Source organism: Mycobacterium neumannii (assembly GCF_048452905.1).
Classification (GTDB): domain Bacteria; phylum Actinomycetota; class Actinomycetes; order Mycobacteriales; family Mycobacteriaceae; genus Mycobacterium; species Mycobacterium neumannii_B.
Genome location: NZ_JBCGVF010000001.1, coordinates 563282 through 586500 on the forward strand (window position 1 = coordinate 563282; position 23219 = coordinate 586500).

General features: G+C 67.7%; 17 protein-coding genes. 12 read left to right on the forward strand and 5 right to left on the reverse strand.

Annotated features, from left to right (window positions below; genetic code table 11):
- Positions 1–4: 4 nt before the first annotated feature.
- Entirely contained in the window at positions 5–1201 is a 1197-nt protein-coding gene (locus tag AAHH99_RS02785) for a cysteine desulfurase-like protein (RefSeq protein ID WP_418767293.1), read from the reverse strand.
- Positions 1202–1615: 414 nt separating this feature from the next.
- Here AAHH99_RS02785 and AAHH99_RS02790 point away from each other — a divergent pair, with 414 nt between their 5' ends.
- Genes AAHH99_RS02790 through AAHH99_RS02810 form a run of 5 tightly spaced genes read left to right on the forward strand, consistent with a single transcriptional unit; the run spans position 1616 to position 5071 of the window.
- Positions 1616–2122, forward strand: a complete 507-nt coding sequence (locus tag AAHH99_RS02790; RefSeq protein ID WP_418767294.1) for a bacterial proteasome activator family protein — start codon at positions 1616–1618, stop codon at positions 2120–2122.
- A 6-nt stretch (positions 2123–2128) separates the two neighbouring features.
- A complete protein-coding gene (locus tag AAHH99_RS02795) occupies positions 2129–2923 on the forward strand; it encodes an ABC transporter ATP-binding protein (protein ID WP_418767295.1) in 795 nt (264 codons plus the stop codon).
- On the forward strand, positions 2920–3879 hold the full coding sequence (locus AAHH99_RS02800) for a glycosyltransferase (RefSeq protein ID WP_418767296.1): 960 nt from the start codon (positions 2920–2922) through the stop codon (positions 3877–3879). The genes AAHH99_RS02795 and AAHH99_RS02800 overlap by 4 nt, the downstream gene beginning before the upstream one ends.
- Positions 3876–4706, forward strand: a complete 831-nt coding sequence (locus tag AAHH99_RS02805) for an ABC transporter permease (RefSeq protein WP_418767297.1) — start codon at positions 3876–3878, stop codon at positions 4704–4706. The genes AAHH99_RS02800 and AAHH99_RS02805 overlap by 4 nt, the downstream gene beginning before the upstream one ends.
- 47 nt (positions 4707–4753) lie before the next feature.
- Entirely contained in the window at positions 4754–5071 is a 318-nt protein-coding gene (locus AAHH99_RS02810) for a zf-TFIIB domain-containing protein (protein WP_064394864.1), read from the forward strand.
- Here the strand turns inward: AAHH99_RS02810 and AAHH99_RS02815 are convergent.
- Positions 5068–5814: a phosphotransferase family protein gene (locus tag AAHH99_RS02815; protein WP_418767298.1), complete on the reverse strand. Its 747-nt coding sequence runs from the start codon at positions 5812–5814 to the stop codon at positions 5068–5070. The genes AAHH99_RS02810 and AAHH99_RS02815 overlap by 4 nt on opposite strands.
- A gap of 65 nt (positions 5815–5879) precedes the next feature.
- On the opposite strand from AAHH99_RS02815, the gene AAHH99_RS02820 reads away from it, so the two are divergent.
- The 5 genes from AAHH99_RS02820 to AAHH99_RS02840 all read left to right on the forward strand — a co-directional run bounded on the left by AAHH99_RS02820 (position 5880) and on the right by AAHH99_RS02840 (position 13671).
- A complete protein-coding gene (locus AAHH99_RS02820) occupies positions 5880–6275 on the forward strand; it encodes a GtrA family protein (RefSeq protein ID WP_066847148.1) in 396 nt (131 codons plus the stop codon).
- A gap of 72 nt (positions 6276–6347) precedes the next feature.
- Positions 6348–7748, forward strand: coding sequence for an FAD-binding protein (locus AAHH99_RS02825; RefSeq protein ID WP_418767299.1), 1401 nt, complete (start codon positions 6348–6350; stop codon positions 7746–7748).
- Positions 7749–8531, forward strand: coding sequence for a decaprenylphospho-beta-D-erythro-pentofuranosid-2-ulose 2-reductase (locus AAHH99_RS02830; RefSeq protein ID WP_418767300.1), 783 nt, complete (start codon positions 7749–7751; stop codon positions 8529–8531).
- On the forward strand, positions 8531–10426 hold the full coding sequence (locus AAHH99_RS02835; protein WP_418767301.1) for a galactan 5-O-arabinofuranosyltransferase: 1896 nt from the start codon (positions 8531–8533) through the stop codon (positions 10424–10426). Before AAHH99_RS02830 ends, AAHH99_RS02835 begins: the two co-directional genes overlap by 1 nt.
- An 11-nt stretch (positions 10427–10437) precedes the next feature.
- Positions 10438–13671: an arabinosyltransferase domain-containing protein gene (locus AAHH99_RS02840; protein WP_418767302.1), complete on the forward strand. Its 3234-nt coding sequence runs from the start codon at positions 10438–10440 to the stop codon at positions 13669–13671.
- Positions 13672–13717: 46 nt separating this feature from the next.
- Here AAHH99_RS02840 and AAHH99_RS02845 read toward each other — a convergent pair whose 3' ends face one another.
- The 3 genes from AAHH99_RS02845 to AAHH99_RS02855 form a co-directional block, all read right to left on the reverse strand.
- Positions 13718–14680 (reverse strand): hypothetical protein, encoded by a 963-nt coding sequence (locus AAHH99_RS02845; protein WP_418767303.1) that lies wholly within the window; start codon positions 14678–14680, stop codon positions 13718–13720.
- A 133-nt stretch (positions 14681–14813) separates the two neighbouring features.
- Positions 14814–16175, reverse strand: a complete 1362-nt coding sequence (locus tag AAHH99_RS02850; protein WP_418767304.1) for a permease prefix domain 1-containing protein — start codon at positions 16173–16175, stop codon at positions 14814–14816.
- Complete coding sequence (locus tag AAHH99_RS02855; protein WP_418767581.1) at positions 16175–16531, reverse strand: PadR family transcriptional regulator; 357 nt, start codon at positions 16529–16531, stop codon at positions 16175–16177. The genes AAHH99_RS02850 and AAHH99_RS02855 overlap by 1 nt, the downstream gene beginning before the upstream one ends.
- Before the next feature lie 56 nt (positions 16532–16587).
- Here AAHH99_RS02855 and AAHH99_RS02860 point away from each other — a divergent pair, with 56 nt between their 5' ends.
- Complete coding sequence (locus tag AAHH99_RS02860) at positions 16588–19929, forward strand: arabinosyltransferase domain-containing protein (protein ID WP_418767305.1); 3342 nt, start codon at positions 16588–16590, stop codon at positions 19927–19929.
- Positions 19926–23135 (forward strand): arabinosyltransferase domain-containing protein, encoded by a 3210-nt coding sequence (locus tag AAHH99_RS02865; RefSeq protein ID WP_418767306.1) that lies wholly within the window; start codon positions 19926–19928, stop codon positions 23133–23135. The genes AAHH99_RS02860 and AAHH99_RS02865 overlap by 4 nt, the downstream gene beginning before the upstream one ends.
- Positions 23136–23219 lie beyond the last annotated feature (84 nt).

Genomic DNA, 23219 nt, shown 5'->3' on the forward strand with positions numbered 1-23219 from the left:
GCCGTCAGCCCAGCGAGGCGAGCGCGCGCACCAGCTGATCGACCTCGGCGGTGGTGGTGTAGTGCGCCAGTCCCACCGTCACCGCGCCGCCGATGTCGTTGACGCCGATCAGGTCCAGCACGCGCGAACTCGCATTCGATATCGCCAGGATGCCGTTGTCGGCCAAGCGCTGAACCACCCGCTCTGCGGGCACGCCGTTGACAGCGAAACTAAGCACGGGGATGCGCGATTCGGGCGCACCGATGACCATCACCGTCGACAGCGATCGCAGCGAGATCAGCAGATAGTCGAAAAGCCGGCTCATATAGGCGTTCGCGGAGTGCATCGAGATCGCGAGGCGTTCGCGGCGCGTACCGCGCGCGTTCTCGTCCAGGGAGGCAAGGTACTCGATGCTGGCCACCACTCCGGCCAGCAGACCGAACTGGTGCGCGCCGACTTCGAGCCGCGCCGCTCCGCTTGCGTTCGGGTCCAGCGATACCGAACCGAAGGAGTCGATGAGCGAGGGATCGCGAAAGATCAGGGCTCCGATGGGCGGACCACCCCACGCCAGCGCGTTGACCGCCACCACGTCGGCGTCGATCTCGTCAACGTCGATCAACTGGTAGGGCGCGGCCGCGGAGTGGTCGACGACCACCAGTGCACCCTGATCGTGTGCCAGTTTCGTCACCGCGCGCAGGTCGGTCACGGTGCCCAAAGTCGATGAGGCAGAGGTGATTGCGACCAAGCGGGTCGGCTTGGTGACCAGGCTCTCCCACTGCCAGCTGGGCAGTTCGCCCGTCTCGATGTCGACCTCGGCCCACTTCACCTTGGCGCCATAGCGATTCGCGGCGCGCAGCCATGGCGCGATGTTCGCCTCGTCATCCAGACGGGTGACCACCACTTCGTAGCCGAGGCCGACACGCGACGACGACGCGTCCGCCAGCGAGGTCAGCAGGATTGCCCGGTCGGCGCCCAGGACCACACCACGGGGATCGGCGTTGACCAGATCGGCCACGGCCAGCCGGGCGGCCTCCAGCACTGCGGCGCTGCGCTGCGCCGACGGGTGCGGACCGACCGGGGTGGCCATCGACCCGCGGAATGCCGTGGAGACCGCCCGGCCGACGGTGTCGGGCAACAACATGCCGTGCTGGGCGTCGAACCGCACCCACCCGTCGCCCAGAGAGGGGTGCAAACCGCGCACCCGGGCGACGTCGTATGCCATGCCAGCCCACCTTCGAGCGTCCGTGAGTTCGCGAACCCACACGATTCTGGCCGATACTCGGCCCGACCCGCCATGTCGGACTGGGTCTGCTGGGCAGCCATACTAGTCCAGTGACCTTGGCGTTCGGAGTGCTAAACCCGTTGTCGTTGCTGGTCACGTCCGCGACCCCGCCAGAAGGCGGTGTCAAGTTAACTTCCATGAGTATTCACTCTGGTGGCCGCTGATGAAGTGGTTTGCTCGACCGCCGAAGGCAATCGAGCGACCGGTTTGCGGTCACCGACCGGAGTTCGCATGTGCGCAGCGTGAGGACCGTCCCGCCCACGACCCGACTAATGTCGCTAGATGGTTCGCGGTCGAGGGCATCGCGAGGCTTGCGCGACGAATGCCGTGGAGATTAGAGGGAACGCAGGGAGTATGACCGACGACGACAACATCGAAATCATCAGCGGAGCCGACAGCGGAGCCGAGACCGACGAGGAAAAGGACGGCAGGTCGCTGACCGACCTCGTCGAGCAACCGGCGAAGGTGATGCGGATCGGCACCATGATCAAGCAGCTCCTCGAGGAGGTGCGCGCAGCTCCGCTCGACGAGGCCAGCCGCAACCGGCTCCGGGAGATCCACCGCACGAGCATCACCGAACTCGAAGACGGCCTGGCCCCCGAGCTGCGGGACGAGCTCGAGCGCCTGACGCTGCCGTTCACCGAAGAGGCCGTGCCCTCGGACGCCGAGCTGCGCATCGCGCAGGCCCAGCTGGTGGGCTGGCTGGAAGGCCTGTTCCACGGCATCCAGACCGCGCTGTTCGCCCAGCAGATGGCCGCGCGCCAGCAGCTGGAGCAGATGCGGGGCCAAGGTGCGCTGCCACCCGGAATGGCGGTGCGCGGGGGCGGTCCGTCGCATCCGGGGACCGGGCAGTACCTGTAGGGGTATGTGTTGGTCCCACATATCGAGACCCGCAACGCGTGGGTGGAGTTCCCGATCTTCGATGCGAAGTCGCGCTCGCTGAAGAAGGCGTTCCTCGGTAAGGCCGGCGGCGCGATCGGCCGCAACGACTCCAACGTCGTGGTCATCGAGGCACTACGCGACATCACCATGTCGCTGGAACTCGGCGACCGGGTGGGTCTGGTGGGGCACAACGGCGCGGGCAAGTCGACGCTGCTGCGCCTGCTGTCGGGTATCTACGAGCCCACCCGGGGGGTGGCGACCGTGAGCGGCCGGGTGGCGCCGGTGTTCGACCTCGGCGTCGGGATGGACCCGGAGATCTCCGGCTTCGAGAACATCATCATCCGCGGCCTGTTTTTGGGGCAGACGCGCAAGCAGATGATGGCCAAGATCGACGAGATCGCCGAGTTCACCGAGCTCGGGGACTACCTGTCGATGCCGTTGCGCACTTATTCCACCGGTATGCGCGTGCGCCTGGCGATGGGCGTGGTGACCAGCATCGACCCCGAGATCCTGCTGCTCGATGAGGGCATCGGCGCGGTGGACGCCGAGTTTCTGAAGAAGGCGCAGACCCGGTTGGCCGAACTTGTCGCGCGCTCCGGAATTCTGGTGTTCGCCAGCCACTCCAACGAGTTTCTGGCCCGGCTGTGCAACACCGCGATGTGGATCGATCACGGGACGATCAAGATGACGGGCGGCATCGAGGACGTCGTGCGTGCCTATGAGGGCGAGGACGCCGCCCGGCATGTCCGGGAAGTGCTCGAAGAGACGCGCCAGGGATGACGGCTGACGAGGGCTTGCCCGAGGAGCCAACCAGCCCCGTCATCTGCGCGGTGGTGGTCACCCACCGTCGTCCCGACGAGCTGGCGACGTCACTGGAGTCGGTGTCGGCCCAGACCCGCGCGCCCGACCACCTGATCGTCATCGACAACGACGACGATCCGCGGGTCGCCGAACTGGTTGCCGGACAACCCATCCCCACCACCTACCTCGGATCACGCCGAAACCTGGGCGGCGCAGGCGGTTTCGCGTTGGGCATGCTGCATGCTCTGGCGCTCGGCGCGGACTGGGTGTGGCTGGCCGACGACGACGGCCACGCAGCCGACTCGGAGGTGCTGGGCAGGCTGATCGAATGCGCCGTCCGCCACGGACTTGCCGAGGTGTCGCCGATGGTCTGCGATATGGACGATCCCGGGCGGCTGGCCTTTCCCCTGCGTCGCGGACTGGTGTGGCGTCGCCGCGTCGACGAGTTGCGCACCGAATCCGGTGAAGTGGGGGCACCTCCCGCTTGCGGGGGACTGTTGCCCGGCATCGCATCACTGTTCAACGGCGCGCTGTTCGCCGCAACGACACTCGAGGCGACCGGCGTGCCCGACCTGCGCCTGTTCGTGCGCGGCGACGAGACCGAAATACACCGCAGGCTGGTGCGCTCCGGGCTACCGTTCGGCACCTGCCTCGACGCGGTGTACCTGCATCCGCAGGGCGGTGACGAGTTCAAACCGATCCTCGGCGGCAGGATGCACACGCAGTTTCCTGAAAGCGCTACCAAGCGCTTCTACACCTACCGCAACCGCGGATATCTGTTGTCTCAGCCCGGGCTGCGTCGACTTCAGTTGCAGGAGTGGGCGCGCTTCGGTTGGTTCTTCCTGGTGTCGCGCCGCGACCCCGCCGGACTGATGGAGTGGATCCGGTTGCGGCGCATGGGCCGCAAGGAGAGGTTCGGGAGGCTTCAGCCGTGACGTTCACCGACGCCGCTGCACAGTCGAAGACCATGCGCCGGGCCTGGGGCGACCTGGTCGCCGGCTTCGGCAAGCACGAACTGTGGTTGCACCTCGGCTGGCAGGACATCAAACAGCGCTACCGCCGCTCGGTCCTCGGCCCGTTCTGGATCACGATCGCCACCGGCGCCACCGCGGTCGCGATGGGCCTGCTCTACTCGAAGCTGTTCAAACTCGAGCTGTCCGAACATCTTCCGTACGTCACCCTCGGCCTGATCGTGTGGAACCTGATCAACGCGTCGATCCTGGAGGGCGCCGACGTGTTCGTGGCCAACGAGGGTCTGATCAAACAGTTGCCGACACCGCTGTCGGTGCACGTCTACCGGCTGGTGTGGCGACAGATGATCCTGTTCGCCCACAACATGATCATCTTCGTGATCATCGCGATGATCTATCCCAAGCCGTGGAAGTGGACGGACCTGGCGGTCATCCCGGCGCTGGGCCTGATCGTGCTCAACTGCATCTGGGTGGCGTTGTGCTTCGGCATCCTGGCCACCCGCTACCGCGACATCAGCCCGCTGCTGGTCAGCCTGGTGCAGCTGTTGTTCTTCATGACCCCGATCATCTGGAACGAGTCCACCCTGCGACAGCAGGGCGCCGAGCAATACACCAAGATCGTCGAGCTCAATCCGCTGCTGCACTATCTCGACATCGTGCGGGCCCCGCTGCTCGGCGCCGACCAGGAACTGCGCCACTGGGTGGTGGTGATCGTGCTGACCGTGCTCGGCTGGACCTTCGCGGCGTTCGCGATGCGGCAGTACCGCGGCCGTGTCGCCTACTGGGTGTAGCTTCCTCGCGGCGGAACTCAGGCGCCGCTTGCGGCCGTTATGCGGATATGAGCATCCCGCCATATCAGCCGCCGTCGTCCACGCCGTCCGCACCGACGGGCACGCTGACCTGCCCGAAGTGCGCAGGCTCGATGCGGACCTACGAACGCAACGGCATCCACTTGGAGCAGTGCGACACCTGTCGCGGCATCTTCCTCGACTTCGGCGAGCTCGAGTCGCTGACTCAGATGGAGAACCGGTTCGTGCAGGCCGCGCCGCCTCCGCCGCCTGCCCAGCCGGGATACGGATACGGTCCGGGTTGGGGCCATCGCGGCAACAAGTACTACCGCAAGCAGGGGTTCGGCCGGCTGTTCTTCTCTAGCTAACCCATCCGCGCGCAGGCCGCCACCAACAGTTCGTCGTCGGGGTTGTGCGCCGCCGCCTGAACGACTGCCGCGCGCGCGAACGGGTCGAGCACCGGCCACGGGTCTCCGTCGGGCAGGGCGGGACCGCCGGCGTCGCGGTAGGCGTCGACGAAGCTCCGCCAGTCGGCGTCCGGGATCAGCCCGGCCGCCCAGAATCCGGCCGGTCGAGCCAGATCCCACGCCGGATCTCCGATACCCAGGTCGTCGACATCGAGCAGGACCCACGGCGAGGCTGCGTGCGAGCGTCCGAGTTGGCCGAGATGCCAGTCGCCGTGCACCAACGCGTGCGGACGGTCCGGTGAGCCGGGTCGCCACACCGCGTCAGGTAGGTCGGCCGCCGCCCGTCGCACTCTCGGATCGCCGTCGCAGCGCAGCACGTCGACCGCCCGCCGCAGCCGTTGCGGCCAGCCATGCGCAGGTAGTCGGGGCGGCCGTGGTTCCCGGTGCAACCGGGCCAGCAGCTGTCCGGCTTCCGACCACGGCACCGACTCTGGCTGCGGTGCAACGGTTTCCACGCGCGGCCACCGGGTGCACCACCGCGTTGCGACCGGCTCGGGAACCGTCGACAGCGGCGAGAGCAGGCAATCCGAGCTCGCAGCGATGCCCAGCCGGATCGTCAACACTCGCGGGTTGGTACCCGGCCGGTGCAGCTTGTAGACGACGTCACCGTCGACGACGATCTCCGCACCGGACCGGGTCTGCACACCTGAAACCTAGCGACCTGACGGCTACACATCCCGCGTAAGCTGCCCGGGTGGCCGAGCCCCCGATGCAGCCGACCCTGAGCCTAGGCACCCAGATCTGGCGGTTCATCGTCACCGGTGGTTTCTCGGCGATCGTCGACTTCGGCCTGTACGTCGCCCTGCTTGCCGCCGGTCTGCACGTCAACGTGGCCAAGACGCTCAGCTTCATCGCGGGCACCACCACGGCGTATCTGATCAACCGCCGGTGGACCTTTCAGGCGCCGCCGAGCACCGCGCGGTTCATCGCGGTGTGTGCGCTCTACGCGGTGACCTACGCCGCGCAGGTCGGCATCAACTACGTGCTGTACGTGGCGTGGGACGACAAACCGTGGCGGGTGCCGGTCGCGTTCGTCATCGCCCAGGGCACGGCGACGGTGATCAATTTCGTCGTCCAGCGTGCGGTCATCTTCCGGCTGCGCTGACGCTACACCACTGCCGGCCGCGCGATATCCAGCGGTCATGGCGCCGGCTGCCCGCACGGTACCCTCGTCACGATGTCCGAGAACTTGCCGACGACCTCGCGTGCCCTGACCGGCTTCGGCCGCACGGCACCATCGGTCGCTCACGTGCTGAGCACGCCGGACGTCGACGTGATCGCCGCTGCGGTCCGCGAGGCTGCCGACCGCAGCGCATCCAGCCCGTCGTTCCTGCACCGGGGCGTCCTCGCCCGCGGACTGGGCCGCTCCTACGGCGATCAGGCATGCAACGGCGGTGGCCTGGTCGTGGACATGACCGCGCTGCACAAGATCCATTCGATCAGCGCCGACACGGCCGTGGCCGACGTCGATGCGGGCGTCAGCCTCGACCGGCTGATGAAGGCCGCGCTGCCGTTCGGGCTGTGGGTACCGGTGCTGCCGGGCACCCGACAGGTCACCGTCGGCGGGGCGATCGCCTCCGACATCCACGGCAAGAACCACCACAGCGCAGGCAGCTTCGGCAATCACGTGCTCTCGATGGACCTGCTGATGGCCGACGGCGAGGTTCGTACCCTCACCCCCGACGGGCCGGACGCCGAACTGTTCTGGGCGACGGTCGGCGGTAACGGCCTCACCGGGATCGTGGTGCGCGCCCGAATCGCGATGACGCGCACGGAAACCGCGTACTTCATCGCCGACGGTGTGTCCACCAGCGATTTGGATGAGACCGTTGCCGTGCACCTCGACGGCAGCGAGGACCGCTACACCTACTCCAGCGCATGGTTCGACCTGATCAGCCCGCCGCCGAAACTCGGGAGGGCCGCGATCAGCCGCGGCAGCCTCGCGACGCTCGATCAGCTACCCCCGAAGCTGGCCAGGGATCCGCTGAAGTTCGATGCGCCGCAACTGCTTTCGGTTCCTGACATTTTTCCCGTCAGCGCCATGAACAAACTCTCGTTCATGGCGATCGGCGAGGTGTACTACCGGCTCGGCGGCACCTACACCGGCAAGATCATGAACTTGTCGCAGTTCTACCACATGCTGGATCTGGTCAGCGGATGGAACAACGCCTACGGCCCAGCGGGTTTCGCGCAGCACCAGTTCTTGGTTCCGCCCGATGCGCTCGAGGAGTTCAAGGCCATCATCCGCTGGATCCAGACTCGCGGACATTACTCGGCGCTGAACGTATTCAAACTGTTCGGACCCGGTAACCGCGCGCCACTGAGCTTCCCGATGGCGGGATGGAACGTGGCGATGGACTTCCCGAACAAGCCCGGTATCAACGAATTCCTCAACGAGCTCGACGAGCGGGTCATGGAGTTCGGCGGCCGGGTCTACACCGCGAAGGACTCCCGGGTCAGCGCGGAGCGTTTCCACAAGATGTATCCGAGGATCGACGAGTGGATCGCCGTGCGCCGCAAGGCCGACCCCAACGGCGTCTTCGCATCCGACATGGCACGACGCTTGGAGCTCCTGTAAATGGTTCTCGACGCTGTAGGTAACCCCCAGACCATCCTGCTGCTCGGCGGGACATCGGAGATCGGGCTGGCGATCTGCGAACGCTACCTGCGCAACGCGCATGCCCGCATCATCCTTGCGGACTTGCCGAATCATCCGCGCAAGGACGAGGCGATCGCCGCGATGACGGCCGCGGGGGCCAAGTCCGTCGAATGGATCGACTTCGACGGCACCGACACCGCCGGTCACGGCGCCGTGATCGATAGGGCGTGGAGCGACGGTGATGTAGATGTCGCTATCGTCGCCTTCGGGCTGCTCGGAGACGCCGAGGAGCTGTGGCAGAACCAGCCCAAAGCCGTGCAGGTCGCCCAGATCAACTACACCGCAGCGGTTTCGGTCGGGGTGCTGATCGGCGAGAAGATGCGCGCCCAGGGCTTCGGGCAGATCATCGCGATGAGCTCGGCGGCCGGTGAGCGGGTGCGGCGGTCCAACTTCGTGTACGGGTCGACCAAGGCCGGCCTGGACGGCTTCTACCTCGGCCTCGGAGAGGCGTTGCGGGAGCACGGAGTTCGGGTGCTGGTGATTCGGCCCGGTCAGGTGCGCACCACGACCACCATCGAGCATTGGAAGACCACCGGCGCGAAGGAAGCGCCGTTCACCGTCGACAAGGAAGACGTCGCCGAACTGGCCGTCACGGCGGCAGCCAAAGGCAAGGAACTGGTATGGGCGCCGGGAGCGTTCCGGTACGTGATGATGGTGTTGCGCCACATCCCGCGGCCGATCTTCCGCAAGCTACCCATCTGATGCGCGGCGGCGCGCGGGCCCTGCCGATCAAGGTCGCCGGCCAGATGGTGGCGGCCGCCGCGGTGGCGATCGTCGTCGCGGTGGTCTCGCTGGCCGCGATCGCGCGGGTGGAGTGGCCCGCCTACAACTCGTCCAATCAGCTGCACGCGCTGACCACGGTGGGCCAGTTCGCCTGTCTGGCCGGGCTGTTGGCGAGCGGGTGGGCCTGGCGGCGCGGCCGACGACTGCTCGCGAAGGCCGCGGCAACGCTGTTCCTGTCAGCGTTCTCGGTGGTGACGCTCGCGATGCCGCTCGGTGCGACGAGGCTCTACCTGTACGGCATCTCGGTCGATCAGCAGTTCCGCACCGAGTACCTCACCCGTCTCGCGGACAGCGCCGCACTGCGCGATATGACCTACATGGGTCTGCCGCCGTTCTATCCACCGGGCTGGTTCTGGATCGGCGGCCGCCTTGCCGCGCTGACCGGAACTCCGGCGTGGGAGATGTTCAAGCCCTGGGCGATCATGTCGATCACCGCCGCGATCGCGGTCGCGTTCGTGTTGTGGGCGGCGATGATTCGCTTCGAGTATGCGCTCATCGTGACCACCGCCACCGCCGCGGCCACGCTCGCATACTCTCCGGCCGAGCCGTACGCCGCCATCATCTGCGTGCTGCTGCCGCCGGTGTTCGTGCTCGCGTGGTCGGGTCTGCGCGGGGCCGACTCGCATGGAGTGGCGGGCGGGAGGACGCGAGCCGGCTGGCCCGCCGTCATCGGCACCGGCCTCTTCCTCGGCGGCGCCGCGCTGTTCTACACGCTGCTGTTCGCCTACGCCGCATTCACGTTGGCGATCATGGGAGTGCTGCTGGCCGTCGCGCGCAGACGCATCGAACCGCTGCTGCGGCTGGTGGTCATCGCGGTCATCTCGGGCGCCATCGCGCTGATCGGCTGGGCGCCGTACCTGCTCGCGGCAATCTCCGGCGAGCCCGCCGACTCCGGAACCGCGCAGCACTATCTGCCGACCGACGGCGCGCAGCTGGAGTTCCCGATGCTGCACTTCACCCTGCTGGGAGCGCTGTGCATGCTCGGCACGCTGTGGCTGGTCTGGCGTGCGCGTTCCTCGACCCGGGCCGGCGCTCTGGCGATCGCGGTGCTCGCCGTCTACGCCTGGTCGCTGCTGTCGATGCTGACCACGCTGGTGGGCACCACGCTGTTGTCGTTCCGTCTGAATCCGACGCTGACCGTGCTGCTGACCGCGGCAGGGGCCTTCGGCTTCATCGAGGTCACCCGTGCGGTCGCGGCGCGGGCGCGGCCCGAGAACGCGCGGCGCGTCGTCGCGGCGGCGGCAACGCTGGGCGCCATCGGCGCCGTCACCTACAGCCAGGACATCCCCGACGTGCTGCGGTCCGACATCATCGTCGCCTATACCGACACCGACGGCTACGGTCAGCGGGCCGACCGGCGTCCGCCCGGCGCGGAGCGCTACTACCGCGAGATCGACGACAGGATCACCGAGGTGACCGGTCGTCCCCGTGACGAGACCGTCGTGCTGACCGCCGACTACAGCTTCCTGTCCTACTACCCCTACTACGGCTTCCAGGGATTGACCTCGCATTACGCCAATCCACTGGCGCAGTTCGAGAAGCGCGCCGAAGCCGTCGAGAGCTGGGCCACGCTGACCGACGCCGACCAGTTCATCGAGGCGCTCGACAGCCTGCCGTGGGAGCCGCCGACGGTGTTCCTGATGCGCCGCGGCGCCGACGACACCTACACGTTGCGGTTGGCCTCCGACGTCTATCCGAACCAGCCCAACGTGCGCCGCTATCACGTCGCCCTGGACGAGGCGTTGTTCGACGACCCCCGCTTCGAGGTCTCCAGCATCGGACCGTTCGTGTTGGCGATCCGCAAGCCCAATTAAGATCGAACCCCGTGGTCGGTGAAGCCGGTGTCGGGTCGAACCATCGGACGGTGCGGCTCATCGCCATCGTCGCGGGGTTGCTCGGCGCATTGTTGGCTGTCGCGACGCCGTTGATGCCGGTCACGCAGACCACCGCCGAACTGAACTGGCCGCAGAACGGTGTGCTGCGTAGCGTGGACGCCCCACTCATCGGCTACGTCGCGACCGACCTTGAGATCTCCGTGCCGTGTCGCGCGGCGGCCGGGCTGGCGGGTCCCGATGATCAGGGCCGCACGGTGCTGTTGTCGACCGTGCCAAAACAGGCGCCCAAGGCCATCGACCGCGGCCTTCTCATCGAGCGGGTCAACGACGACCTGCTGGTGATCGTGCGCAACACCCCGGTGGTCAGTGCGCCGCTGGATCAGGTGCTCAGCCCGCAGTGCCAACGGCTGACCTTCACCGCGCACGCCGACAAGGTGACCGGCGAGTTCGTCGGCCTTGTCCAGGGTCCCGGACGGATCCCGAGCGAAAACCCCGGCGAACCGCTGCGCGGTGAACGCGGCGGCTACGACTTCCGCCCCCAGATCGTCGGTGTCTTCACCGACCTCAGCGGTCCGGCGCCACCGGGTCTGGAGTTATCCGCGACGCTCGACACCCGCTACAGCACGTCGCCGACGCTGCTCAAGACGCTGGCGATGATCATCGGGGTGGCGATGACCGTCATCGCGTTGGTCGCGCTACATCTTCTCGATATCGCCGACGGCCGCGGCGTCAGACGGTTCCTGCCCCCGCGGTGGTGGACGCTGCGACCGCTCGATGGCGTCGTCACCGCGGTGCTGGTGTGGTGGCACTTCGTCGGCGCCAACACCGCCGACGACGGCTACATCCTGACGATGGCGCGGGTCTCCGAGCACGCCGGCTACATGGCGAACTACTACCGGTGGTTCGGCACGCCGGAGGCGCCGTTCGGCTGGTACTACGACCTGCTGGCGTTGTGGGCGCACGTCAGCACGCACAGCGTGTGGATGCGCCTGCCGACGCTGGTGATGGCGCTGGCGTGCTGGTGGGTCATCAGCCGCGAGGTGATCCCGCGGCTCGGCCACGCCGTGAAGAAGACACCTGCGGCGGCGTGGACGGCGGCGGGCCTGTTCCTGGCGTTCTGGCTGCCGCTGAACAACGGGCTGCGCCCCGAACCGATCATCGCGCTCGGCATCCTTCTCACCTGGTGCTCGGTCGAGCGGGGTGTGGCCACCAGCAGGCTGCTGCCCGTGGCGATCGCGATCATCATCGGTGCGCTCACGCTGTTCTCCGGCCCGACGGGCATCGCCGCCGTGGGTGCGCTGCTGGTCGCCGTCGGACCACTGAAAACCATTGTTGCCGCGCATGTCTCACGCTTCGGCTACCTGGCGCTGCTGGCGCCGATCCTGGCCGCGGCCACCGTCACGATCATCCTGATCTTCCGGGACCAGACGCTGGCCTCCGAGATGCAGGCCAGCACCTTCAAGTCGGCGATCGGGCCGAGTTTGAGCTGGTTCGACGAGCACATCCGCTACGAGCGGTTGTTCACGCTGAGCCCCGACGGTTCGGTGGCGCGCCGGTTCGCGGTGCTCACACTGTTGCTGGCGCTGGCCGTTGCCGTCGCGATGTCGTTGCGCAAGTTCAGGATTCCCGGCACGGCGTTGGGTCCCAGCCGTCGCATCATCGGCATCACGGTCATCTCGTTTTTTGCCATGATGTTCACGCCGACCAAGTGGACCCATCACTTCGGGGTGTTCGCCGGGCTGGCCGGCTCGTTGGGCGCACTGGCCGCCGTCGCCGTCACCGCCACGGCGATGCGCTCGCGCCGCAACCGCTCGGTGTTCGGCGCCGCGGTCCTGTTCGCGATGGCGCTCTCGTTCGCCACCGTCAACGGCTGGTGGTACGTGTCGAACTTCGGTGTGCCGTGGTCGAACGCCATGCCGGAGTGGAAGTTCGGTTTCTCGACGATCCTGCTGGGGCTGGCCGTGCTGACCCTGATCGCCGCGGCGTGGTTCCACTTCTCCGGGCGCGACTCGTCCCCACCGGGCCCGCAGCGGCGCTGGCAACGAATGCTGCAGGCGCCGTTGGCCATCGCCACATGGCTGCTGGTGGTGTTCGAGGTGCTCTCGCTGACGCTGGCCATGATCGACCAGTACCCGGCGTGGAGCGTCGGCCGGTCCAACCTCGAAGCCCTGGCCGGCAAGACGTGCGGGATGGCCGAGGACGTGCTCGTCGAGGAGGACCCCAACGTCGGCATGCTGACGCCGATCGGCACGCCCGTCGGTGAGGCGCTCAGCGCAGGCACCGCACAGGGGTTCAACCCCAACGGAATTCCCAGCGACGTCTCCGCCGACGAGACGATGAGCGGTCAGGGCACCTCGAGTAACTTCGCCGATACCGACAGCGAAGACGACCAAGCCGGAAACGGCGGGACCGAGGGCGGCACGACGGTCGCCGCCGGTGTCAATGGTTCAAGGGCCCGGCTGCCCTACAAACTCGATCCGGCCACCACCCCGGTGATGGGCAGCTGGCGCTCCGGTACGCAGCAGCCTGCGCAGTTGCGCTCGGCGTGGTACCGCCTCCCGGACCGCGACGACGCCGGCCCGCTGCTCGTCATCTCGGCGGCCGGCCGGTTCGACGCGGGCGAGGTCACGGTGCAGTGGGCGACCGACGCGCAGGCCGCCGCCGACGAGCCCGGCGGTGGGATCGGGTTCGCCGACGTCGGCGCCTCCCCCGCGTGGCGCAACCTGCGGGCGCCGCTGACCGCGATACCGCCCGAAGCCACTCAGATCCGACTGGTGGCCTCCGACGAAGACCTCGACCCGCAGCACTGGATCGCGGTGACGCCGCCGCGGATCCCGGAATTGCGCACGCTTCAGGATGTCGTCGGGTCGTCGGATCCGGTGCTACTGGACTGGCTGGTCGGGTTGGCGTTCCCCTGCCAGCGGCCGTTCGGCCACCAGAATGGCGTCGTCGAGGTGCCCAAGTGGCGGATCCTGCCCGACCGGTTCGGGGCCGAGGCGAACTCGCCGGTGATGGACTACCTCGGCGGTGGGCCGCTCGGCATCACCGAACTGCTGGTGCGGGCCACGACGGTGCCGACGTATCTGGACGACGACTGGTTCCGGGACTGGGGCTCGTTGCAGCAGCTCACGCCGTGGTACCCGAACGCCGCGGAGGCGCGCCTGGACCTGGGCACGGCGACGCGCAGCGGGTTGTGGAGCCCGGCGCCGCTGCGCCTGTCCTGAGCTTGCGGGCCTTAACGGGTTGATCGCACGCACGTGGTGCGTGGAATCAACCCGTTAGAGCGATCGCGGGACGACATGCCGAGCAGCTTCGGGGCCGACCGGTCCAGCCGCGGCGGCGGAGCAGGCCGCCGATCAGTAGAGCCGTGCGGCACGCGCCGCCGAAGACGAGTCCGTAGGTGACCCTGATCGTGACGAGGTCCGACCGGCTCAGCTCTGCGAGGTCACGCAGCGCGTCCCGATCGCGATCGCGCGGCGACTGGTGAAACGCGCGACCGTCCAGCTCGACGACGACTCCCTGGCGCTTGTAGCGCACATCTTGGAATGTCGAGCGGCCGGTCGCGGTGCTGCGGATCTGGCGCTCCCCTCGCGGCAGCCCGTGCGCCCGCTCGACTCGATGCAGGTAGCCACGCTCCAGCACCGAACATGCGCCGTCGCGAAGGTCGGTGAGCATGGCCTCCAACGTCCGCCGACCCGCGACACGGCGGCGTGTAGAGAGGGTCTGCAGGATCCGCTGGGGGGTGGTGCGCCGCGTGGCACACACCCGCGCCAATACGGCGAAGGCCGCGGCGACATCTTCGTCGCGAAGTTCACTGCTGATCACGTCGATCAGTGCGTGTTCCAGGCGGATCGCCGGCGGGCTGCGGTCGAGATCGGCGCGCTGAGCGAAATCCGGCATCCGGTGCAACACCACCCGTGGCAGTGGCCGCAGATTGCGCGCCGGGTCGATGGCGACGTGCACGACGGTCATCGGCGGGTCGGGCAGCGCCGACGCGTGGGCCAGCGCGGCAGGCCAGAATGCCAGCACCGTGGCCCAGTGGCGCTGCGTCTGCGTGAGGCGGCCGCTGTGATTCACGTAGACGCCGCGCTCGAGCGGTATCAATTCACGACGGCGTACCAGTCTGGCGACATCGAAGTCGGTACCACCGGCGGCCAGTACCTGGCGGCGAGCGACGACACCGTCCTGCGCCAAGGTGATGGCCTCGAGCTGCCCGAGGTGCCATCGCGTCACACCGCCAAGCCTGAAGGCGCCGCGCCATGACGGCCAGGGTGATGCTGGCGCCGCTGGGGATAACCCCTTAACAGGTGGATCGCACGCACGTGGTGCGGGGAATCAACCCGTTAGAGCGCACAAGGCTCCCGGGTCAGACGAAGCCGAACAGCGGCGGCAGTGCCAGCACCACGAACGCGGCCCACACCCCGTAAATCGGGATGTAGCGGGTCTGCCAGCGCTCGACGTCGCCGAACGGTCGCCGTTGCCGGACAAAGCCGAGCACCAACCACGCCGACCAGACGAGGTTGACCAGCAGCACGAGGTTCATCCCGAGCGCGGCGACCTTGTTCGGGCTGTAGCCGAACTCGGCGATGCGCATGAGCATCGCGATGAGCATCAGCGCGTCGACGGCCAGCGCGCTGAACACGAGAACCAGTTGGAGCCAGTCGAACGCAGCGGGCGGGGCCAGCGGATCGCGTGCGGAGATCGCATACAGCAGCAACCCGAGTACCAGGATCAGGATGAGATCCATCATGATCAGCAAGTTGCGGTCCACGCCGATGACGCTGCCGGCCGCCGAGAATGCCACCAGCAGCGCGAGCAGCATGATGATCGTCAGCGGCGTGAATACCCGCGTGAGCACCGGTGCGATGTTCTCGATGACGTTTTGCTTGGCTTCGACCAGCCACGCCGCTACGAGCACCGCCAGCGGTACGAGGATGGGCAGCGCCCACATGCTGACGAAATCCTCCAGATCCACGCCGATGGCATCGAAGGCGCCGGCGGTCAACATCATCAGCGCACCGCCGCCGAGCATGAGCAGCGTGAGGTAGACGACGAATTCACCGGTGAACCGGATGAAATCCATTCGGCGCGAATGGGATCGCCACCGACCGCCGACGTAGGCCACCCCGACCAGCAGCCAGAGCACGATCGGCGTGTGGAGAGCGGCCAGCACCTCGGTGTCAGGGTTCGTCGAGAAGTCTTCGCCGAACGGATAGGTGTTGACAGCGACGGCCAGCACCGCGGCGGGCACCATGAGTAACGCCCAGTGCCACCAGCGCAGCCGGCGCTTCCAGGCGAAATAGGCTGCCGGAAACGGGAAGACCAGGAACGCGGCGTTGCGCCCGAAGCTGAGCTCGTCGCCGAGCAATGCGAATCCGACCCTGACCGCGATGCCCGCACTTAGCCCGAGCGCGAGGACGACGAGCAGTTCCCGACTGGGTTGGGCCGGACCGTCGGCGGTGTTCTCAGACGCGAGCACCAGTTGCTTCCACAGTCGGTCGGAATGCTCGCGGGCGAACTCACGCGAGATCGCGTCCACATTGCCCATCCGCTTGACCGCGACGAGGAAGGCCTCGTCGTCGGCGAGCCCGGAGCGCGATAGGTCGGCGATCTGCTCGCGAAGGTGGTCTTCCATCTCGTCGACGTCCGCTGCGGCGATCGCGCGGTGCCGCTGGATGTAGCCGCGCCAATGGGCGATCTGCGACTCGAGTTCGGTATCCGCCCGCATCACGCCCACCCCGGGGACATGCCGGGGGACATGCCGCTCCACACGCGGTCCAACGCCTCGGCGACGACCGTCCACTGCCGGTGTCGCTCGGCGAGCACTTCCCGACCGGCGGCGGTGATCGCGTAATGCTTGCGGCGACGCCCGCCGTCGGACACCCGCCAGTCCGCCGAGACGTAGCCCTGTCGTTCCAGGCGGTGCAACAGCGGATACAGCATGCCGTCCGTCCATTGCATTCGGCCGCCCGACAGCTCGTTGACCCGCTTGATGAGCGCGTATCCGTACGACTCGCCGTCGGCGAGGATGCCGAGCACCAGTGGTGTGGCGGAGGCGGCCACAAGATCTTTGTCGATGTGCACGCGAGCGGCTCCCATACCTAGATCTGCTAGGTCAGACCCTAGCAGATCTAGGCATAATGGCCCGGCGTCGCCGACTCCCTTCGTTTCGTCGCCTACCATCGACGCTCGTGCCTGCCCATCGGATCGCGCGACTGATCGCCGTGGTCGCAGGCATCGCCGGTGTACTGTTGTGCGGGCTGGTCCCGCTGCTGCCGGTCAAACAGACCACCGCGACCATCCTGTGGCCGCAGGGCACCGGACCCGACGGGTTCGTCAGCGACATCACCGCCCCGCTGGTCTCCGGCGCTCCGCAGGCCCTTGACATCTCCATCCCCTGCCGGGCCGTCGCCACCCTGCCCGCCGACGGCGGCCTGGTGCTGTCCACCGTCCCGCCGGGCGGCATCGATGCGAGCCGTAACGGGCTGTTCGTGCGCGCCACCGAAGACGTCGTGGTGGTCGCGTTCCGCGACTCCGTCGCCGCGGTCGCGCCGCGGCCCGCTGTCGAGGACGGCGCCTGCAGCACCCTGCACATCTGGGCCAACCCCGGCGAGGCCGGCGCCGACTTCATCGGGCTGCCCGGGGCCGTGGGAACGCTGCCCGCCGAGGAGAAGCCGCAGGTCGCGGGCGTCTTCACGGATCTGGAGGTCGCGCCACAGGAGGGGCTCGAGGCGCGCGTCGACGTCGACACCCGCTTCATTACCTCCCCCACTGCACTCAAGCTCGCCGTGATGGTGCTGGGGGTCTTGTGCGTGATCGCGTCGATCGTCGCGATGGCGGTGTTGGACCGCCGGAGCCGCTCCGGCGGCGACATTGGGCTCCGCAGCGGTCGCCGCGTGCTGCGCGCCTGGCGGCGGTTCTGGCGGGTGGGCTTCTGGCACTGGGTGGCCGACCTGGCCGTCGTGGGCACCTTGCTGCTGTGGCACGTCATCGGCGCCCTGTCGTCAGACGACGGCTACAACCTCACCATCGCCCGCGTCTCCGCCGACGCCGGCTACACCGCGAACTACTACCGCTTCTTCGGTGCCACGGAGGCCCCGTTCGACTGGTACCAATCGGTGCTCGCGGCGTTCGCCTCGGTCAGCACCGCCAGCGTGTGGATGCGGGTGCCCGCGACGCTGGCGGCCATCTGCGCCTGGTTGATCGTCAGCCGCTGCATCCTGCCGCGCCTCGGCCGTCGGCTTGCGGCCAACCGGGTGACGGTGTGGACGGCGGGGGCGGTGTTCCTGGCGGCGTGGTTGCCGTTCAACAACGGCCTGCGGCCTGAACCGCTGATCGCGTTCGGCACCGTCGCCGTGTGGGTGCTGGTGGAGAACGCCGTGGCCACACGGCGGACGTGGCCTGCCGCGCTGGCGATCGTCGTCGCGGTGTTCAGCGTGACGTTGGCGCCGCAGGGACTGATCGCGATGGCGCCCCTGCTTGTCGGGGCCCGCGCGATCGTCCGCACCATACGCGCGCGTCGTCCGGTCGACGGTGTGCTGGCGCCGTTGGCCGCGCTGCTGTCCGCGCTCGCGCTGATCTTCGTGGTGGTGTTCCGCGACCAGACTCTGGCCACTGTCGCCGAGTCGGCCCGCATCAAGTACGTCGTCGGCCCGACGATCGCCTGGTACCAGGAGTTCCTGCGCTACTACTTCCTCACCGTCGAGGACAGCATCGACTCGTCGCTGACCCGACGCTTCGCGGTGCTGGTGCTGTTGCTCTGCCTGTTCGGGATGCTCGCGGTGCTGCTGCGGCGCGGCGGTGTGCCCGGCATGGCGCGCGGGCCGGTGTGGCGGCTGATCGGGTCGACGGCGATCGGCCTTCTGCTGCTGACGTTCACGCCCACCAAGTGGGCAGTGCAGTTCGGCGCGTTCGCCGGTCTGGCGGGTGCGCTCGGTGCGGTGACGGCGTTCGCGTTCAGCCGCGTCGGGCTGCACAGCCGCCGCAACCTCGCGCTCTATGTCACCGCGCTGCTGTTCGTATTGGCCTGGGCGACATCGGGTATCAACGGCTGGTTCTATGTCGGCAACTACGGTGTGCCGTGGTTCGACAAGCAGCCGGTGATCGCCGGTATCCCGGTCACCGGGATCTTCCTCGCGCTGGCGATCATCTCCGGCCTGCTCGCGGGATGGCTGCACTTCCGGATGGACTACGCGGGGCACACGGAGGTCGCCAACACCAAGCGCAACCGCGTACTCGCCTCCACACCGCTGCTGGTGGTGGCGACGATCATGGTGGTGCTCGAGGTCGGCTCCATGGCCAAGGGCGCCGTGCAGCGCTACCCCGTCTACACCACCGCCAAGGCGAACTTCTCGGCACTGAAGTCCGGGCTCTCGGACACCAGCTGCGCCATGGCCGACGATGTGCTCGTCGAGCCTGACACGAACGCCGGTATGCTGCAACCGGTTCCGGGTCAACGCTTCGGCGAGTACGGACCGCTCGGCGGGGAGGACCCCGTGGGCTTCAACCCCAACGGCGTCAGCGACACCCTCGAACCGCCCGAGCCGATCACCGCCAACCCGGGCACCGTCAACTCCGACGGCTCACCGAACGAACCCAACATCGGGATCGGCTTCGCCGCAGGCACCGGCGGCGGCTACGGACCCGTCGGCGTGAACGGTTCGAATGTGTTCCTGCCGTTCGGACTCGACCCCGACCGCACGCCGGTGATGGGCAGCTACGACGAGAACACTGTCGCGGCCAAGGTGACCTCGGCGTGGTATCAGCTGCCGCCACGCACCCCGGACCGGCCGCTGGTCACCGTCGCGGCCGCGGGCGCGATCTGGTTCTACGAAGAGGACGGCTCGTTCAACTACGGGCAGTCGCTGAAGCTGCAGTGGGGTGTGCACCGCCCCGACGGCAGCTATCAGCCGCTGGCCGAGGTGCAGCCGATCGACGTCGGCCCCGGTCCTCAAAAGGCTTGGCGCAACCTGCGTTTCCCGCTCGCATCGGCGCCGCCGGAAGCGAATGTCGCGCGCATCGTCGCCGATGACCCGAACCTGTCCACCGACCAGTGGTTCGCGTTCACCCCGCCGCGGGTGCCGATGCTCGTCACGGCGCAGCAGTTCCTCGGCTCGCAGACGCCCGTGCTGATGGACATCGCGACGGCCGCGAACTTCCCTTGCCAGCGCCCGTTCTCCGAACATCTCGGCATCGCCGAGTTGCCGGAATACCGCATCCTCCCGAACCTCAAGCAGGTGGTCGTGTCCTCGAACCAGTGGCAGTCCGCCGAGGACGGTGGTCCGTTCCTGTTCATCCAGGCGCTGTTGCGCACCTCGACCGTGCCCACCTATCTGCGCGACGACTGGTACCGGGACTGGGGTTCGATCGAGCGGTACCTGCGGGTGGTGCCCGAATCCGAGGCGCCGGACGCGGTCGTCGAGCAGGGGGCTGTGCGCGTGTTCGGTTGGAGCCGTAACGGACCCATCAGGGCGCTGCCATGAGCCAGACATCGAGTTCCGACGTGCGGATCGCCCGCTGGGTCGCGGCAATCGCCGGGTTGATCGGCTTCGTGCTGTCGGTGGCGACTCCCCTGCTTCCGGTGGAACAGACCACCGCATCGCTGAACTGGCCGCAGCAGGGCGAGTTGAACAGCGTCACCGCGCCGTTGATCACGCAGACTCCGGTGCGGATGTCGGTGACCGTGCCGTGCGAGGTGATCCGCACGATGCCGCCGCGCGGCGGAGTTGTGTTGAGCACCGCACCTAAGGACGGTAAGCAGGCCGCGCTGCAGAGTCTGTTCATCACGGTCAACCCGCAGCGTGTCGACATCACCGACCGAAACGTGGTGGTGGCCAGCGTCCCCCGGGCCCGGGTGGTCGGCACCGGGGACACCCCGGGATGCTCACGCATCGAGATCACCTCCTCGGAGGAGGGCACCTTCGCGGACTTCGTCGGGCTGACGAAGGCGGACGGTTCGCCGCAGTACACCGGTTTCCCGGACCCGAACCTGCGCCCCGCGATCGTCGGCGTGTTCACCGACCTGACCGGCCCTGCGCCGCCGGGGCTGAGCCTGTCGGCAGAGATCGACACCCGCTTCACCACAAAGCCGACACCGTTGAAGCTGACGGCGATGGTGCTGGCCATCGTGTCGACGGCGATCGCACTGCTCGCGCTGTGGCGTTTAGACCGCCTGGACGGCCGGCGAATGCGGCGGTTGATCCCGCAGCGGTGGCGGACGTTCACCCCCACTGATGTGGTGGTGGTCGGCGGCTTCGCGGTCTGGCACGTGATCGGGGCCAACTCCTCTGACGACGGCTACATCCTGGGGATGGCCCGGGTGGCCGGTCACGCGGGGTACATGTCGAACTACTTCCGATGGTTCGGCAGCCCCGAGGACCCGTTCGGCTGGTACTACAACCTGCTCGCGATGATGACCAGCGTCAGCGACGCGAGCATCTGGATGCGACTACCGGACCTGGTGTGCGGAGTCGTGTGCTGGCTGTTGCTCTCTCGTGAGGTGCTGCCGCGACTCGGTCCTGCTGTTGCCGCGAGCAAGCCTGCGCTGTGGGCGGCGGGGCTGGTGCTGCTGGCGGCCTGGATGCCGTTCAACAACGGCCTGCGCCCCGAAGGCCAGATCGCCACCGGCGCGTTGATCACCTACGTGCTGATCGAGCGAGCCATCACCTCCGGACGACTCACTCCAGCGGCGTTCGCGATCATCACGGCGGCATTCACGCTAGGGATCCAGCCGACGGGTCTGATCGCGGTGGCCGCGCTGCTGGCAGGCGGTCGACCGCTCTTGCGCATCCTGGTGCGTCGCCGCCAGGTGGTGGGCGTCTGGCCGCTGGTGTTGCCACTGCTGGCCGCGGGAACGGTGATCCTGACGGTCGTCTTCTTCGACCAGACCATCGCAACGGTGTTGGAGGCGACCAGGATTCGCACCGCCGTCGGCCCGAACCAGGAGTGGTACACCGAGAACCTGCGCTACTACTACCTGATCCTGCCGACGGTGGACGGATCACTGTCGCGTCGATTCGGCTTCCTGATCACCGCGCTGTCGCTGTTCGCCTCGATGTTCATCATGTTGCGGCGCGGACGCGTGCCCGGTGTGGCACGGGGTCCGGCGTGGCGGTTGATCGGGATCATCCTGGGCACGGTGTTCTTCCTGATGTTCACCCCCACCAAGTGGGTGCATCACTTCGGACTGTTCGCCGCGGTCGGGGCGGCGATGGCGGCGCTGGCCACCGTGCTGGTGTCGCCAGCGGTGCTGAAGTGGTCGCGCAACCGGATGGCTTTCCTGGCCGCCGTGTTGTTCGTTCTCGCACTGTGTTTCGCGACCACCAACGGCTGGTGGTACGTGTCCAGTTACGGCGTCCCGTTCAACAACGACGAACCGGCCATCGGCGGCGTCACCGTCAGCACGATCTTCTTCGCACTCTTCGCGATCGCGGCGATATGGGCTGCCTGGCTACACTTCTCGTCGCGAACGCGCGGAGAAGGGCGCATCGCAAGGGCGCTGACCGCGGCGCCGATCCCGGTCGTCGCGGGTTTCATGGTGGTGGTGTTCGTCGGTTCGATGGTCGTCGGCGCGGTTCGCCAATACCCCACCTATTCGAACGCGTGGGCCAACCTGCGCGCGTTCGCGGGCGGCTGCGGCTTGGCCGACGACGTGCGCGTCGAACCCGATGCCAACGAGGGCTTCCTGACCCCTTTGCCCGGGCAGTACGGGCCGTTAAGTCCGTTGGGCGGTGTCGGACCCGTCGGGTTCACCGCCAACGGTGTTCCGGAAAAGATTGTCGCCGAGGCGATTCGGATGAACCTGCCGATGCCGGGCACCGACTACGACTGGGACCAGCCCACCGAGCTGAAGGAGCCTGGTGTCAACGGGTCGACGGTTCCGTTGCCGTATGGGCTCGACTCGAACCGGGTTCCGATGGCGGGCACCTATGTCGAGGGGCCCCAGCAGCAGAGCAGGTTGACGTCGGCCTGGTACGAACTGCCCGCCCCCGACGACGCGCATCCGCTGGTCGTCGTCACCGCCGCCGGGACCATCACGGGCGACAGCGTCTTCAACGGGCGCACAGAGGGCGAGACGGTCGAGTTGGAATACGCGCGGCGGGGCCCGGACGGCGCGTTGATGCCCGCCGGCCGGATGGTGCCCTACGACCTCGGCCCGATCCCGTCGTGGCGCAACCTGCGGTTCCCCCGATCTCAGATACCCTCCGACGCCGTCGCGGTTCGCGTTGTCGCCGAGGACCTTTCGCTGACGCCGGGTGACTGGCTCGCGGTGACCCCGCCCAGGGTTCCCGAACTGCGATCGGTGCAGGAGTACGTGGGCTCCGAGCAGCCGGTGCTGATGGACTGGGCGGTCGGCTTGGCGTTCCCGTGCCAACAGCCGATGCTGCACGCCAACGGCGTCACCGAGATTCCGAAGTTCCGCATCACTCCGGACTACAATGCCAAGCGCAAGGACACCGACACGTGGCAGGACGGCCTGAACGGCGGGCTGCTGGGGATCACGGATCTGCTGTTGCGCGCGCACGTGATGGCGACGTACCTGTCGGAGGACTGGGGTCGGGACTGGGGCTCGCTGCGCCGGTTCGAGATGACCCCTGAGGCGCAAGGGGCGACGCCGGCGACCCTGGACTTCGGGACGGCCACGCGCAGCGGTCTGTACAGCCCGGGCCACATCCGCATCAAGCCGTAATCGTCGACATGAGCGCACCGGCACCACCGGGAGCTCCGATGGGCCCTTGGGGGAGGCGAGCATCGTGCCGAGCGTGTCACTGTG

Excerpts from the sequence above, each read along its gene's own strand:
- AAHH99_RS02850 (WP_418767304.1), bottom strand. The coding sequence starts at position 16,175 with ATGCGGGCGGATACCGAACTCGAGTCGCAGATCGCCCATTGGCGCGGC.
- AAHH99_RS02860 (WP_418767305.1), top strand. The coding sequence starts at position 16,588 with ATGGCCCGGCGTCGCCGACTCCCTTCGTTTCGTCGCCTACCATCGACG.
- AAHH99_RS02865 (WP_418767306.1), top strand. The coding sequence starts at position 19,926 with ATGAGCCAGACATCGAGTTCCGACGTGCGGATCGCCCGCTGGGTCGCG.
- AAHH99_RS02800 (WP_418767296.1), top strand. The coding sequence starts at position 2,920 with ATGACGGCTGACGAGGGCTTGCCCGAGGAGCCAACCAGCCCCGTCATC.
- AAHH99_RS02835 (WP_418767301.1), top strand. The coding sequence starts at position 8,531 with ATGCGCGGCGGCGCGCGGGCCCTGCCGATCAAGGTCGCCGGCCAGATG.
- AAHH99_RS02810 (WP_064394864.1), top strand. The coding sequence starts at position 4,754 with ATGAGCATCCCGCCATATCAGCCGCCGTCGTCCACGCCGTCCGCACCG.
- AAHH99_RS02825 (WP_418767299.1), top strand. The coding sequence starts at position 6,348 with ATGTCCGAGAACTTGCCGACGACCTCGCGTGCCCTGACCGGCTTCGGC.
- AAHH99_RS02820 (WP_066847148.1), top strand. The coding sequence starts at position 5,880 with ATGCAGCCGACCCTGAGCCTAGGCACCCAGATCTGGCGGTTCATCGTC.
- AAHH99_RS02790 (WP_418767294.1), top strand. The coding sequence starts at position 1,616 with ATGACCGACGACGACAACATCGAAATCATCAGCGGAGCCGACAGCGGA.
- AAHH99_RS02830 (WP_418767300.1), top strand. The coding sequence starts at position 7,749 with ATGGTTCTCGACGCTGTAGGTAACCCCCAGACCATCCTGCTGCTCGGC.
- AAHH99_RS02785 (WP_418767293.1), bottom strand. The coding sequence starts at position 1,201 with ATGGCATACGACGTCGCCCGGGTGCGCGGTTTGCACCCCTCTCTGGGC.